General features: G+C 25.5%; 15 protein-coding genes and 1 tRNA gene. 4 read left to right on the top strand and 12 right to left on the bottom strand.

Features of this window, described 5'->3' with window-relative positions:
* Nucleotides 1–163: 163 nt before the first annotated feature.
* The 7 genes from CLTHE_RS04320 to CLTHE_RS04290 form a co-directional block, all read right to left on the bottom strand.
* Complete coding sequence (locus tag CLTHE_RS04320) at nucleotides 164–2,083, bottom strand: ABC transporter permease (protein ID WP_080022150.1); 1,920 nt, start codon at nucleotides 2,081–2,083, stop codon at nucleotides 164–166.
* 1 nt (nucleotide 2,084) lies between these two features.
* A complete protein-coding gene (locus tag CLTHE_RS04315; protein WP_080022149.1) occupies nucleotides 2,085–2,843 on the bottom strand; it encodes an ABC transporter ATP-binding protein in 759 nt (252 codons plus the stop codon).
* A 232-nt stretch (nucleotides 2,844–3,075) separates the two neighbouring features.
* Entirely contained in the window at nucleotides 3,076–4,050 is a 975-nt protein-coding gene (locus CLTHE_RS04310) for a sensor histidine kinase (RefSeq protein WP_080022148.1), read from the bottom strand.
* The gene (locus tag CLTHE_RS04305) at nucleotides 4,051–4,722 is read right to left on the bottom strand and encodes a response regulator transcription factor (RefSeq protein WP_080022147.1); all 672 of its coding nucleotides are present in this window, start codon (nucleotides 4,720–4,722) and stop codon (nucleotides 4,051–4,053) included.
* 304 nt (nucleotides 4,723–5,026) lie between these two features.
* Complete coding sequence (locus CLTHE_RS04300; protein WP_080022146.1) at nucleotides 5,027–6,355, bottom strand: ABC transporter permease; 1,329 nt, start codon at nucleotides 6,353–6,355, stop codon at nucleotides 5,027–5,029.
* Nucleotides 6,356–6,367: 12 nt separating this feature from the next.
* Nucleotides 6,368–7,702 carry an ABC transporter permease gene (locus CLTHE_RS04295; protein ID WP_080022145.1) on the bottom strand — a complete coding sequence of 445 codons (1,335 nt, stop codon included), beginning with the start codon at nucleotides 7,700–7,702 and terminating at the stop codon, nucleotides 6,368–6,370.
* Entirely contained in the window at nucleotides 7,692–8,387 is a 696-nt protein-coding gene (locus tag CLTHE_RS04290) for an ABC transporter ATP-binding protein (RefSeq protein ID WP_080022144.1), read from the bottom strand. Before CLTHE_RS04290 ends, CLTHE_RS04295 begins: the two co-directional genes overlap by 11 nt.
* A gap of 284 nt (nucleotides 8,388–8,671) precedes the next feature.
* Here CLTHE_RS04290 and CLTHE_RS04285 point away from each other — a divergent pair, with 284 nt between their 5' ends.
* Together CLTHE_RS04285 and CLTHE_RS04280 are read left to right on the top strand one after the other, a co-directional pair.
* Nucleotides 8,672–9,223, top strand: coding sequence for a chromate transporter (locus CLTHE_RS04285; protein ID WP_080022143.1), 552 nt, complete (start codon nucleotides 8,672–8,674; stop codon nucleotides 9,221–9,223).
* A complete protein-coding gene (locus CLTHE_RS04280; protein WP_080022142.1) occupies nucleotides 9,220–9,756 on the top strand; it encodes a chromate transporter in 537 nt (178 codons plus the stop codon). The genes CLTHE_RS04285 and CLTHE_RS04280 overlap by 4 nt, the downstream gene beginning before the upstream one ends.
* A gap of 143 nt (nucleotides 9,757–9,899) precedes the next feature.
* Here CLTHE_RS04280 and CLTHE_RS04275 read toward each other — a convergent pair whose 3' ends face one another.
* Nucleotides 9,900–11,072: an NAD(P)-dependent malic enzyme gene (locus tag CLTHE_RS04275; RefSeq protein ID WP_080022141.1), complete on the bottom strand. Its 1,173-nt coding sequence runs from the start codon at nucleotides 11,070–11,072 to the stop codon at nucleotides 9,900–9,902.
* Nucleotides 11,073–11,751: 679 nt separating this feature from the next.
* Between CLTHE_RS04275 and CLTHE_RS04270 the strand changes: the two genes are divergently transcribed.
* Complete coding sequence (locus tag CLTHE_RS04270; protein WP_080022140.1) at nucleotides 11,752–11,931, top strand: hypothetical protein; 180 nt, start codon at nucleotides 11,752–11,754, stop codon at nucleotides 11,929–11,931.
* Nucleotides 11,932–12,166: 235 nt separating this feature from the next.
* Here CLTHE_RS04270 and CLTHE_RS04265 read toward each other — a convergent pair whose 3' ends face one another.
* Genes CLTHE_RS04265 through CLTHE_RS04255 form a run of 3 tightly spaced genes read right to left on the bottom strand, consistent with a single transcriptional unit; the run spans nucleotide 12,167 to nucleotide 13,945 of the window.
* Entirely contained in the window at nucleotides 12,167–12,613 is a 447-nt protein-coding gene (locus CLTHE_RS04265) for a GNAT family N-acetyltransferase (protein WP_080022139.1), read from the bottom strand.
* Complete coding sequence (locus CLTHE_RS04260; RefSeq protein ID WP_080022138.1) at nucleotides 12,614–13,507, bottom strand: LysR family transcriptional regulator; 894 nt, start codon at nucleotides 13,505–13,507, stop codon at nucleotides 12,614–12,616. It lies immediately after the preceding gene.
* Between the two features lie 21 nt (nucleotides 13,508–13,528).
* Nucleotides 13,529–13,945: a hypothetical protein gene (locus CLTHE_RS04255; protein ID WP_080022137.1), complete on the bottom strand. Its 417-nt coding sequence runs from the start codon at nucleotides 13,943–13,945 to the stop codon at nucleotides 13,529–13,531.
* 253 nt (nucleotides 13,946–14,198) lie between these two features.
* On the opposite strand from CLTHE_RS04255, the gene CLTHE_RS04250 reads away from it, so the two are divergent.
* Nucleotides 14,199–14,864, top strand: coding sequence for a DUF2628 domain-containing protein (locus CLTHE_RS04250; RefSeq protein ID WP_158082655.1), 666 nt, complete (start codon nucleotides 14,199–14,201; stop codon nucleotides 14,862–14,864).
* A gap of 235 nt (nucleotides 14,865–15,099) precedes the next feature.
* On the opposite strand, the gene CLTHE_RS04245 is transcribed toward CLTHE_RS04250, so the two are convergent.
* Nucleotides 15,100–15,175 (bottom strand) — tRNA-Trp (locus CLTHE_RS04245).
* Nucleotides 15,176–15,204 lie beyond the last annotated feature (29 nt).

Raw genomic sequence — 15,204 nt, 5'->3', positions numbered from 1 at the left:
AATAATAATTTTAATATAAATATATAATAAATAAGTTTGCTTTTTTCATATACAAAAATCTTCTCACTTAACTAGATAGAATTTTTAATTCTAGTTTTTTATAATATAAACTTATTTAATAAAAAAAGTCTATAATTTTAAATTCTACTTAGTTATAGCCCCGTTATTTTACTATCTTATAATAAATTTTAGATGTTAAATTATAAACTATAGAATATACTATTAAAAATATTACAACTGTTCCTATTGTCATTAAAATAAAAATACTATCTTGTCTTAGGTTTAAAGTATATAATATTTTTTTAATCATAGGATATGCAAAGAATAAATGAATACTAGCAAGGGCAACTGGTGATAAAAATACTATTGAAACTTGTTTCTTTATAATTTTTCTAATTTCCTTATCTTCCATTCCTACTTTTTTCATTATATTAAATCTTTCTTTATCTTCATATCCTTCACTTAATTGCTTATAATAAATAATTAAAATTGTAGCAAAAAGAAATACTGACCCTAAAAGTAATCCTATAAATAAAAAGCTTCCATATAAACTATCAAAATCTTTTTTAGCTATTATAACATTATCTACTAATACATTTATTTTATCTTTTTTTAACTGACTTTTTATAAAGTTACTTTCACTTAATATATTGTTTTTATTAGCAACATCAAACTTATAGATATAAGTAAATTTATCACTTAAATCATTATCATTTACTATTAATATATAAGTTGGGACTATATCTATTTCTGCATCTTTATCATAAAATTTTCCTACATTTTCTAGAGGTTTTACATCATATTTTTCTCCGTTAATTTCTATATCTTTATAAGAAAATTTTTCTCCATCACTAAAAATTAAAGCTTCGTTTTTATTTAATGTTATATTCTTATTTTCAAATTTATTATAGTCACTTAAAGGAATTTTTACTATAATTGAACCATTATCAATTGATAGATTACTAGTTTCTTTATTTTTGTTATTAAATCTATTTCCTTCTCGTATATACATATTATTTTGATATTTATAATTTAATATAGAGCTCTTATCTACATCAGCTTTATCTATGATTTCATCTATTTTTTTAACTGTTTCTAAATTAGTTTCTCTTGCATATACCTCTATATCACTACTATATCTTTTATTAAAATAACTTTCACTTCCTATATAAAGAGAAAGTGTAGATGATAAAATTATTATTACAGCTGTACTTAAAATACATATATTAGCAAGTCCAACAGCATTTTTCTTCATTCTATAAATCATAGTTGATATTGAAATAAAATTATTTGTTTTATAATATATTTTTTTATTTCTTTTTAGCATTTTTAATATAAATATACTTCCCCAAAGAAATAAATTATAAGTTCCTATCATTACTAAAATAACTGCTATAAAAAACATGTTTATAGCATTAATAGGATTATCTACATTAAATGCTAAGAAATATCCTCCAACTAAGCATATTACTCCTAAAAAAAGAGAGAGCTTTTTAATCTTAGGTTCTTTTTCCCCAACATTTTTACTTTGTAATAAAGAAATTGTTTTTGCTCTTATTATTTCAAAGCTATCCCATAAAAATAAAATTATATTTAAAACTAAAAATAAACTTACTGTATAAAATATTGCTTTACTTGATATATCAAACCCTAGTTTTACTCCTTCTCCTATAAGCTTTAAAAATACTAAATAAAGAATTTTATCCATTGCAATTCCTAGTATTAATCCACCAATTATAGTAATAAAACTAGTTATAACTCTTTCTAAAAATATTATTTTTATTATATGCTTTTTATCTAAACCTAAAACATTGTATAAACCAAGCTCTGTTTTTCTTTTCTTCATGATGAAACTATTAATATAAAATAAAAATATTACTGAAAAAATTGCTGTAACTAAATTTCCTAAGCCTAACATGTTTTTTATATTTACACTTCCAACTAAACTATCTATGCCGCTATTATTTCTAACAGATTGCATAATATAAGCCACTAAAACAATAAAACTTGTAATAATTAAATATGGACTATATACTCTACTGTTCTTCTTTATATTATTTTTTGCAAGGTTAAAATAAAACATTTTATTCACCACCTCTATGAAGAACTGTCAAAGTATCTAAAATCTTTTCATACATTTCATCATCTCTCATGTTTCCTTTATATATTTGATGAAATACTTCTCCATCTTTTATAAACAAAACTCTCTTTGCTGTACTTGCAGCTCTTGCACTATGAGTAACCATTAATATAGTTTGTCCTGAATTATTTATATCAGAAAATATATTAAGTAATTGCTCTGATGATTTAGAATCTAATGCTCCTGTTGGTTCATCTGCTAATATAAGCTTTGGTTTTGTTATTAAAGCTCTACATACAGCAGTTCTCTGTTTTTGCCCTCCTGAAATTTCATAAGGATATTTTTCTAATAAACTTTCTATATTTAACCTTTTAGCTAAAGGCTTTATCCTTTTTTCCATTTCTTTATAATCCATTTTACTTAAAACTAATGGAAGAAAAATATTATCCTTTACTGAAAAAGTATCTAAAAGATTAAAATCTTGAAAGACAAATCCTAAATTATTACGTCTAAACTCTGAAAGCTTACTTTCTTTAACCTTTAATATATTCTCTTCATTTAAATATATTTCTCCACTAGTTTGCTTGTCTAATGTTGCTAAAATATTTAAAAGAGTTGTTTTACCAGACCCAGATTCCCCCATTATAGCAACATATTCTCCTTCTTCTACTGAAAAAGTTATATTATTTAAAGCTTTAACTTTGTTTCCACCAAATCTTGAAGAATATATTTTTTTCAAATTATTTACCCTTAATAAACTCATAATCTCCTCCTTAATCTTCTTTATGAGTTAATTATAAAAAATCTCTAATCCTTAAACCATAACTCCAGCTTACATACTGTCTTTTAATCTTACATTTTTGTAATATATCTTAAAATTTCAAATTTTCCCCTATAAACTTTTATAATATTCTCTTTTGCCTTTACATTTTATAATATATCGTAATAGTTCGATTCTTTTGATAAATCTGATTCAACAGCAAAAACTTTGGATTTTAATAGTCCAACATAATATCCATATTTAATTTTATTTTTACGGTAGTTCCTATATTTTCTTTAGATTCAACTTCTAATTTATATCCTAACTTTTCAAATATTTTTTTAGATAAATATAAGCCTATTCCAGTAGATTTCTTGTCCATTCTACCATTATAGCCAGTAAATCCTTTTTGGAATATTCTTGGTAAATCTTCTTCCTTTATTCCTATTCCTGTATCCTTAATGTATATAGTATTATCCTTAACATAAATACTTATCTTCCCCTTCTTTGTGTATTTAATGCTATTAGATAATATTTGTTCTATTCCAAAAGAAAGCCATTTTTCATCAGTTATTATCTTTAAATCACATTCTTTATATTCTAAAATTAATTTTTTTCTTATAAATAATTTAGAATATTTTTTAATTGAATTTTTAAGTATTTTACCTAAACTTTCTTCCCTAATTATTAAATCTGATTCCCCATCTACAAATCTCAAATATCCTAAAACCATTCCAACATATTCTTCAACCTTAAATATTTCTTCTAATAAATCTCCTTTCTCTTCTGAATTAGAATTTTGAAGTATAAGATTTATCCCTGCTATAGGATTTTTAATTTGATGTGCCCAAAGAGTGTAATAATCTATCATTTCACTTTTATCTAAATCTAATTTAGTCTTTAATTTTGTATTTTCTTTATATAGCTTTTCAATTATAGCTAAGTAATTCCTATCAATTAAAGTTTGTTTTATTTCTATATTTTTTAATTCAAGATTTTCTTCTATAAACTTCAATTCATTGTGCTTATTTTTATATCTTTTAAAATCAATAAAAGAAATTATAATTAAAAATAATATTACTAATCCACTAGAATATAATATAGGTTCTAAATTAATATCATATAAAAATAAAACACTAGAAAACATACCTATCATAATTAAAACAATAATTCCTTCTAAGAATTTATCTTTTATATAATTTTTAATCATTTATTCCACCATATATCCCATACCCTTTTTTGTTTTTATTAAATCATTTATCTCTAAGCTTTGTAGCTTTTTTCTAAGCCTAGCTATATTTACAGTTAATGTATTATCATCAATAAAGCTATCACTATCCCACAATTTAATCATAATATCTTCTCTTGAAATTACTTTTCCTGCATTTTCAAATAATATCTGTATAATCTTAAATTCATTTTTAGTTAACTCTAATTTATTTTCTTTATATGTAATACTACATTCTTCAATATTTAAAATTACATTTTTATTTTCTAAAATATTAGTATTCCCTCTAAATTCATAACTTCTTCTAATAAGTGCTTGAATTTTAGCTACTAAAACATTTATATCAAAAGGCTTTACTATAAAGTCATCTCCCTCCATATTCATAGCCATTATTATATTCATGCTATCACTCATAGAAGAAATAAATATTATTGGCACTTTAGATATTTTTCTTATTTCTCTGCACCAATGATATCCATTAAAAAAAGGTAATCCTATATCTAACAAAACTATATCTGCCTTAAATTCTATAAATTCATTTAAAACATTTTTAAAATCTTCAGTAATTTTAGATTCATATCCCCAATTATCTAAAGCCTTTTTTATCTCTCTACTAATTATCAAATCATCATCAACTATTAAAACCTTATACATTTAACCACCTCTTCAATATTATACCATCTCAAAAGTAAAATTTTGTATATTTATCTTCTTAACTCTTATATATATTTTTCATTAAATAAAACATATAAAACTAAATATCTAATAAACAATAGACAACCTAATATAAATTTATATGAAAATTTTAATTGTCTATTAGTTTCAATCAACTAATTCAAAATAATATAAAAAGGATACCAATATTGGTATCCTTTCTTTTTAATCTATAACTTTTCTAAAAAAATAATATTATAATTTAAACTTTTTATTTATTATCTCAATAATAAACTTTATGTTTTTACTCCTCATTTATTATTTCAATAACATTTAGCTTAGCTGCTTTTCTAGCTGGAATTATACCTGCAATAGTTGATACAACTACAGTTACAATAAATCCAAGCCATAAGTTTGCCCATGTTAGAATTATATGAAAATCCTTTCCTGAACTACTTAGATATATATTAACAAGCCATATTCCTATAACTGCTAATATACAACCAACTATTCCTCCAATTATTCCTATAAATACTGCTTGTGCTAAGAATATTGTTACTATATTTCCTTTTTTAGCTCCAATACTTCTCATAATTCCAATCCATTTTTTCTTTTCTTGAATTGTCATAGTCATAGTATTTATAAGCCCAACACTTGCAACAATTATTACAATTATTGCACCAATATCTAAAACTCCACCTACAAAGCTAGTAAATATACTTGCAAGACCTACAACTTCACCTAAGTTAAAAGTTGTATATCCTAAATTATTATTTATATCATTCATAATAGGATTTATATATTTTTTAGCAGTTGTATTTAAAGTTACCATAGAATAATTTGGAGTAACATCTTTAACATTTTTTCCTGTATAATAAGCTTGCATTTCATTTGTCATACTTTCAAGTCCCATTATACTTCCTGGATAATAAGAATTTTTATTTTCATATACCCCTTCAATAGTTTTTTCTATTTTCTTTGAAGGCATAGTAATTCCATCTATACTTGGCATTGAAAGTATTAAAGTTATTTTCTTTCCTATTACAGAATTAAAATCTTTTACTCCCATTTGCTCTAAATATTCTTTTTTAACTAAAACACCATTTTGATTTCCTGTTAAATCTTTTCCTGCTATTACTTTTACTTGGTCTGTGTATTTATAATTTGAGTCATAGCCTAAAACTACAACAGATTCACCATCTTTTTTAACACCATCTATTTTTACTTCTGATGCACGACTAGCTTCATAAGCAACTACATTTTTAACTCCTTCTATTTTGCTTAAACTCTTTAAAGTATCATCTGTTATTTTCTTTTCATTACTTTTTTCTTTTGGATTAAGCTGAACATTTTGAGTATAAGGTAATAGTTGCATTCCATTATTTGATTGCTCCTGAAATTGAAGTGCAAAGTTATTATTCTTATCATATTTTTGTGGAAGAACCATAACTTGACTCATATCTCCAAAGCTTTCTATAAAACTAGATGCTGTTTTATTTATAGTATCTCCCATTCCTTGCATAGCTACAAGTAACATACATCCAACTGCTATAGCTATTCCTGTAAGAATACTTCTTGTTTTTCTTTTTCTAACATCTTGAATTCCTATATTTATTCCATCTAATTTTTTCATAACTATCCCCTCCTATTCCCTTAATGCTTCTATTGGGTCTAATTTAGAAGCTGTGCTAGAAGGATAGATTCCTGCAATTACAGATACAATTACAGAGAATAATATAGTTGCTAAAACAAGCCACCAAGGAGCAAATTTCATTAGCTGTACTGAAGTTCCTTTTTTGATAAGCCCATCTATAATAGCTCCACTTATTATTCTAAATAAAATACAGCTTATTATAGCTCCAATAACTCCACCAACAAATCCTATAGCTCCTGATTGTACTATAAATATTTTTCTTATTTCTGAACTACTTGCACCAACAGCTTTCATTATTCCAATACTTTTCTTTCTTTCATGAACAGCCATTATCATAGTATTAACTATACCAATACCAGCAACTATAATTACTATTACTCCTAATATTGAAAGAACAAAAGTTATGTTGTTAAAGCTGTTATTTATTTCTGCTGTTTTATCACTAGTTGATTGAGCAAAATATCCAATATTTTTAACATTATCTACTATACTATCTAAATCATTTATATTTTTTCCTTCAATAGTTACACCATTATAACCATAATCTTTAAAGAATTTATTAGTATATTGCATAAATCCAGCTATCTTTTCTACATCTTCTGTATTCATAACTAATTTATTACCATCTGGCATATACTTACTCATAACCCCTACTACTTTTAATTTCATTTTTAGAGGTTTTACAGGTGTTCCATTAATATTATTTATGTTTATTGTTATATCTTTTCCAACTATATCATTAGGATTATTTATTCCTAAGTCTTCTAAAAGACTTTGCCCTACTAAAACTTCATTATTTTCTCCCTTTTGAAGAGTTTTACCTGCAATAATAGGTTTAAAGTTTATATCCTTTGAAGTTGTCTCTGCATTTTTAACATCGCTATTAAAATATATATCATAATTTAAGTTATATCCTTTAATACCAAATGTTCCATAATAAGTTTTTCCATCTCTTATTATTTCTGCAACCTGTGCTCCTATATATGCTTTAAGCCCTTCAACTCCATTTATTTTAGACATCTTTTTAATTGCTTCATTATCAATTCTTTTAAAATTTTTCTTCATCCAATCTGGCATATCTTGAATTGCTTGTTTAGGATCTTTTGGCATTTCTGCATTAGCCTTAACAGCATTTATTGTTATTGTTTTAGTATTGCTCCCACTGTTAACTGTACTAACTAAAAATTGATTTAAAAGAAGTCCTAATGAAACCATTAATATTATTAATATAGCACCTAAAGTTATTCCAAATGAAGTTAAGATAGTTCTCTTTTTTCTTCTATTTAGGTCTTTAAATGCCATAGATATATTATCACTAAGCTTCATTAGCTAACCCCTCATTTCTTTCATCACTAATAAGATTTCCATCTTTTATCTTAATAACTCTCTTAGCTTTTTCTGCTTCTTCCATATTATGAGTTACCATGATTATTGTATAACCTTTATCATTTAGCTTATAAAATAAATCCATAATATTATTTCCTGTTTTAGAATCTAAGTTTCCTGTAGGTTCATCAGCAAATATTATTTTGGGATTATTAACTAAAGCTCTTGCTATTGAAACTCTCTGTCTTTGTCCACCTGACATTTCACTTGGTCTATGATTAGCTAAATGTCCAAGTTCTACTTGTTCTAATGCTTTTAAAGCTTTTTCTTTTCTTTCTTTTTTACCCATTCCTGCAAATATTAAAGGCATCATTACATTTTCTAATGCTGTTTGAGTATTTTCTAAATTAAATGCTTGGAATACAAATCCAATATGAGAATTTCTAAACTTAGACATTTCTTTATCTTTATATTTTGAAATATCTTTTCCATCAAAAAGAACTTCTCCACCAGTTGGAGTATCTAATCCGCCAACAATATGCATTAATGTAGTTTTTCCTGAACCAGATGGTCCAACAATTGCTAAAAATTCACCATCTTCAATTTTTAAAGATACATTATCTAAAGCTATTACCGTCTCTTTTCCCATTTTATACTTTCTAGTAATGTTTTTAATTTCTATCATTTTGCTATCCTCCTTTATTTAATTATATTATAAAAACAAGCTTATTTTTTCTTCTTGTACATTATTTTTTTATATTATTTATAACTTTCTTATATAAAACTAATTTATTTCTATATTAAAAGGTTTTTATTTTATTAATATACACATAATAATTATTTTATCTCATTTTTTCCTTTTTATTCTAGTTATTATCTTTTTTTTAATATTACTTTAAAAGAGGTTAAAACCTTAATTTCTGTGGTATTATAAACCTGTACTTTAAATAATTATAGGAAGTGAAAGAAATGAAAAAAATCTTTAAGCTTTTTCTTACATTCTTTAAAGTAGCTATGATTACTCATGGTGGCGGTTATGCCATGATAGGAGTTATACAAGACGAAATTGTTACTAAACAAAAACTTTTAGATGATGATGAATATATGGAGCTTATAGGGCTTTGTCAAACCTTCCCAGGTCCTCTAGCAATGAGTTCCTCATTGTTTGTTGGATACAGATTAGGTGGAGTTATTGGTGCTTTTGCATGTCTTTTAGGAGCACTTTTACCACCATTTATTATGATTTTTATCCTTGCAAATTTCTTTATGAATTTCGAACATAACATCTACGTAAGATACATTCTTGATGGAATTGATGCCGTAGTTCCAATGATTGTCCTTATGGCAGTAATCAATTTTGGAAAGAAATTACCTAAAACTCTTCATAATGGAATAGTTGCAGTTATTGCACTTATTGCTCTTGAAGTGTTTCATGTAAACCCAGCATTTATAGTAATTGTATCTGCATTATACGGAATTATAGTTTTTGGAATATTTAAAAGAGAGGTGCCTAAGAAATGATACTTTTAAGATTATATTTTGGATTTCTTAAGATAGGTGCTCTTGCATTTGGAGGCGGTTATGCAATGCTTCCATATATAAAAAAAGTCGTAGTAACTAATAACCACTGGATTACTAGCTCACAATTTACATCATATATAGGTCTTGTACAAATTTCTCCTGGAGCAGTTTCTTGTAATCTTACTGCCTTTATTGGTTTTAAGCTTGCTGGAATCTTAGGAGGAATCGTAGCAATAGCAGGTTTAGCTACAGCTCCAATAATCTTAGTTACAATAGCTTATTTCGCTTTTTCAAAAGTAAAAAATTCTAAGCTTTGGAACGCAGCTCTTGTTGGAATGAAACCAGCATTAATAGCATTAATAATAAGTGCTTTTATTAATCTTAGTATATCTGCTTATAAAGATTGGAAAGAAATAGTTATTACAATAGTTGCCGGGATAATGTTATTCTCTAAAAAGGTTAACCTTATCTTTATAATAATTATTTGTTCTATTTTAGGGCTTCTATTGAACTTAGGAATACTATGGAAATAAGATTTAAAGGTGAAAACTATAACTAAAGTTATAATTTTCACCTTTCAAAAAAATTTTCTTTTAACATAAAAAAAGTCTAGATAAAAACGTTTTTATCTAGACTTTTCATATTTGTTAACCTTTATTTTTGTTAAATTTTCAATTTATATTCTAGCAACACCAGTTTTTCTAGCTGCTTCTGCTACTGCATCTGCTACTTTAATTGCAATAGTTTTATCTAATGATGATGGAATAATATTTTCATCACTTAAATCTTTATCATCAATTGAATTTGCTATTGCCATAGCTGCTGCTATTTTCATTTCTTCATTTATTTCTGAAGCTCTTACAGATAAAGCACCCTTAAATAATCCTGGGAATACTGAAACATTGTTTACTTGGTTTGGTAAATCTGATCTACCTGTTCCTATAACTCTTGCTCCACCTTTTTTAGCTTCATCTGGCATTATTTCTGGAACTGGATTTGCCATTGCAAAAAGAATACTATCTTTATTCATTGTTTCAACCATTTCTGTTGTTACAATTCCTGGAGCAGAAACTCCTACAAATATATCAGCACCTTTTAATGCATCTTTTAAAGTTCCTGTAATTTTTTTAGGATTAGCTATTCTAGCTAAATCTCTCTTAGCATAATCTATTTCTTCCATATCTTCAGTTATGATTCCAACTTTATCACATGGAATTAAATTTTTAACTCCAGCTGACATTAATAGTTTAGCTATAGCTGTTCCTGCTGCTCCAACACCATTTACAACTACTTTAACATCTTCAATATTTTTATTTACTAATTTAAGAGCATTTAAAACTCCAGCTAAAACTACTATTGCAGTACCATGTTGGTCATCATGGAATACTGGAATATCTAATTCTTTTTTAAGTCTTTCTTCAATTTCAAAACATCTTGGAGCTGAAATATCTTCTAAGTTTATTCCTCCAAAACCTGGTGCTATAAGTTTAACTGTATTTACTATAGTATCTACATCATTTGAATCAATACATATTGGGAATGCATCAACTCCACCAAATTCTTTAAATAATATAGCTTTTCCTTCCATAACAGGAAGACCTGCTTCTGGTCCTATATTTCCAAGACCTAATACAGCTGAACCATCAGTTACAACTGCAACCATATTTCCCTTTGAAGTATATTTATAAACATTTTCTTTGTTTTCTTTTATCATTTTACAAGGTTCTGCAACACCTGGTGAGTACGCAATACTTAAATCATCTCTTGATTCAACGTTAAACTTTGAAATTACCTCAATTTTTCCTTTTTTGTTTTCGTGCATTTTTAAGCTTTCTTCAAAAAAATTCATAACTCTTCCCCCTACCTACTTTTTTTGTATATTAATTCAAAGCATACACATTCAAACATTGTTTGCTTCAATGTATATGCTTTGAATATTTATTTAAAAAAAGTCTTTCCTTTACATGAGAATATTATACTTTTTATCTAATAAAATTTGAAATATAGTTTTTTTATTTACTTATAAGTTTTACTTATGAGCTATAATAAACATTTTTAAACTAATTTTATAAAAAGCTTAAAAATAATTTAATATAAAAAGTTGAATTATTATTCATAATAATATATAAAACTTAATATTTGTTAAGAAGTTTTAGCTATGTATAATCCTAACATTAAAAAATACAAGTTGCTCCTCTTTATTAAAAATTGCTATTATTCCATGCAATAAAAATAATCCAACTAGAGTAAATTGAATATAACTCAATTTAATATTTTTAAACAAATTCCCTTCCCCTTTCTATCCCTTTTTAATTTTGTATAATAATTATATATTTAATACAATATTTTTAAAATAAAGAATTTTATTGAAATATATTTTATTGATTTATATTAGTAATATTTTTTATTTATTTTTCTTATCATTAATAAGAAGTAGTCTAATTATAGACAGCTTTAGATATTAATTTAAAGTTTAGCTTTTAATAAAGCTTGTTATATCTATATTTATTGAGAATGGAGGGGTAAAAATGCCTTGTGAAAAACGCGAAGGTAATATTGTAAAATCAACTGTTAAGAAAGGAATTTCTTTTGGCTCTTGTTTAGCAATAGTTATTTCTTATACTGCATGGGAGTCTATTCCCTGGGCTATTTTACATGGATTAATGAGTTGGGTTTATGTGTTTTATTATTGGGTTAAATATCTATAGGTTATACTAATTAATATTTAATATTATAAGAATTAAAAAATATAATAATAAAAAAGTGAATAAATTAACTTGTTCACTTTTTCTTATATCACTATTTAAATCAAAGTCTAAAATAAAAATAATTTATTATTCCAAAATATCAATACTAAATCATTTTAATATTTTCTAATTATTTTTATCACCTCTATCAGATAAATCTCCACCACTTGCTAAAAATCATTTTAATATATATTAGTTATTTTTCCATAATATAATTAATTAACTTTATTCCTTTTCTTTCAACCTCTTGTTTTTTTATCACTTCATATCCTCTCTTCTCAAAAAAAGGTTTTGCAGTAATCGAAGCATGAGTTGTAATTTTATCTCTCTCAAAGGCTTTTTCAAGTTTATCACAAAGTGAAGTAGCAATTCCTCTCCCTTGATAATTTTTATGAACATAAAGTCTATCTAAATAACCAGTACTATCAATATCCCCAAAACCAACAATAATCTCATCTTTAATTGCAACTAAAGTATAATGTTCTAAAAATGATTTATTCCACTTTTCAATATCTACATTTCCTGAAGCCCAAGCATCTAATTGATTTTTTGTATAATCTTTTTTATTAATAAAATGTACTGTATCATAAAATAATTTTGCTAATTGAACACAATCACTCTCTATGTATTCCCTTATATACATTTATAAATTCCCCTCTAATTCTTCATTTTTATCTACTATAATCTTAATTATGTCTTTTTCAATTTTAGTTAAATAATGCTCTTTTTTAGTAGCAATTGATATATAAAAATCTATTTTATTTTCTAACTCAATTGTAGATATATCCTGCATTTTCTCTACAGCCATCTTAATCATTATTCCAACTCCTAAATTAGCAGCTATTAATGATTTTGCTGTTTGAATTTCATGTGCATAATACACCTTTTGAGGTTCAATCTTATCTCTTTTTAATAATCTCTTTAAAACACTGTTATGTAAATACCCATCTTCCAAAACTATAAATTGCTCATCTTTAAGTTTTGAAAAGTTTAATACCTCATTATCAATTAAATGATTATCTTTTCCTACGCATATAACAAAATTATCTTTTTTTAGAAAATGACTTCTTATGGCTTCATCATTTATAGGTTCTAATGAGCCCATTAAAGCCATATCAATTTGTCCTGTTAAAAGAAGTTCTTTCATTTTTAGTGAGCCAGCTTGTACAAACTCAATATTTTCAATAAAACCATTTTGTATTAATTCACTAATAAATTTAGGAAAAAAATATGCTCCTATAATAGGAGGTATTCCAAGCTTTATCTTTTTACTATCTAACTTTTTAATTTCTAGTTTTACTTCATTTATTTCATGTAATATATTTTCAGCTCTTTTTCTTAATATATGTCCACTTTCTGTTATTTGTATCTCTTTATTTGAATGACTTCTAATTACTAATTTTGAACCCAATTCTTTTTCTAATCTATTTATAGCTAATGTAACTGAAGGCTGAGATATAAATAATTTCTCTGCTGCCTTAGTAAAGCTCTTTGTTTCACACAAACAATCAAAATATTCTAAATCTCTTATATTCAATCTATCCCCTCCTTTTTATTATCATGATATTAAATTCTTCTCTTTCATCAATACACTTATAGCATAATAAATCCCACAAATTTCATACCCTTTATCTTTTAAATCTTGAAGTCTTTTATCTAAATCTCTATATTCCTTTATACTTTTCATAATAGGTCTATTAGTCTTGTCTTCTTGTATATTAGATATTGTTGCAAAAGCTGCATCTTCCCTTTTATTAAAAACAACTCTAAAAGCTTTTATTTTATTTTCAATTTCCATTAATTTATCTAATGGAAGTGTAAAGCTAAGACTTTTTGTAAAAAGTCTCCACATTGTATCTAAATTTAGTTCACTTTCTCTTATCAAAATTTCTCCTGCTGGAATTTTGATAGCCATTTTTTTATTTCTAAAAACGTGAACTGATTCAATTGTAAGCCTTATTATTCTATCCTTCATTTGTATCACCTTATATTTAATCGATATAAAAATTATAATACTTAATGTATTTTTAAGTAAACCTCTATAAGCATTATTTCTCTCTATTAAACGATTATTAAATCTATTTTTATTTGATAAAAATTTTTTACTTAATCAATTTTTCAATGTTTTATCTGTTTATCTACTAAAATCCATAATTTTCTACGTATATTCACAGCCAGTTAAACAAATTATGTTATTATATAGAAAAATTTTATTAGGAGGGATTCTTATGAAAGATAATAAAAATACAGAAAATTTTTCTTCTGAAGAATTAAATGAGAAAGTTGAAGCTTCTCATTTTGAAGATTTAAATGAATCTTCAGATGAAGACAGAGAAGAAACTACCCAAATATTCTCTTCTGAAAAAAATGTAATAACTGAAAAAGACCTATTCACATTTATAGGCCCTAAAAACTTAGATTATTATGCTAAAGTTTTTAGAAAGCATTCCACTACAGAGAATTTTGCTTCTTGGAACTGGGCATCATTCCTATTCACTCCATTCTGGGCACTTTACAGAAAATTATATGTATGGTTTGTTGTATATGTGATTGTAATGGGAATTGTTGAATCTATAACTTTTATGTCTCCTATCCTTGGATGTATCTTAATGATAGTTTTACATGCTTTATATGGAGTTTTCGGTAACTGCATGTATTTATACAATTGCAGAGGTAATATAAATAAAGTTAATTCATCTTTAAGTGACTATTCAGATAAAAAATCAGTATTAGCTGCTAATGGTGGAACATCTGTTGTAGCACCTTTTGTATACTTCTTAATATCATTACTATTCTCATTTGTAATAGTAGGTATTATAGGTGCAATAGCTTCAGCAGGATTTAATGCTTTATTATCACCATTTATGAACTCTGGAATGCCATTTCCATTTTAAATAACAAAGGAATGTCTTTATTAAGACATTCCTTTTCTATATATCTAAACACATATTCTTTTCATACTTTTAAATCCAACTTTATTTATCAATATAAAATAACTTATTTTATTGATTATTCTTTTAAATTATTATATTATCCTAATTTTATTCTTAATATAATTTCAGATGTCTTAATTTTACGCTTTCTATAATTTTAAACATAAAAAAAGCACTTAATAAAAATCAAGTGCTTTGGCAGGGGCAGTAGGACTCGAACCCACAACCAATGGTTTTGGAGACCACTACTCTACCAATTGAGCCATACCCCTTCAGAACATGTACTATTATATTATAAATA

Source organism: Clostridium thermobutyricum DSM 4928 (genome assembly GCF_002050515.1).
Taxonomy (GTDB): domain Bacteria; phylum Bacillota; class Clostridia; order Clostridiales; family Clostridiaceae; genus Clostridium; species Clostridium thermobutyricum.
This window is presented reverse-complemented; position numbering and strand designations above follow the sequence as displayed.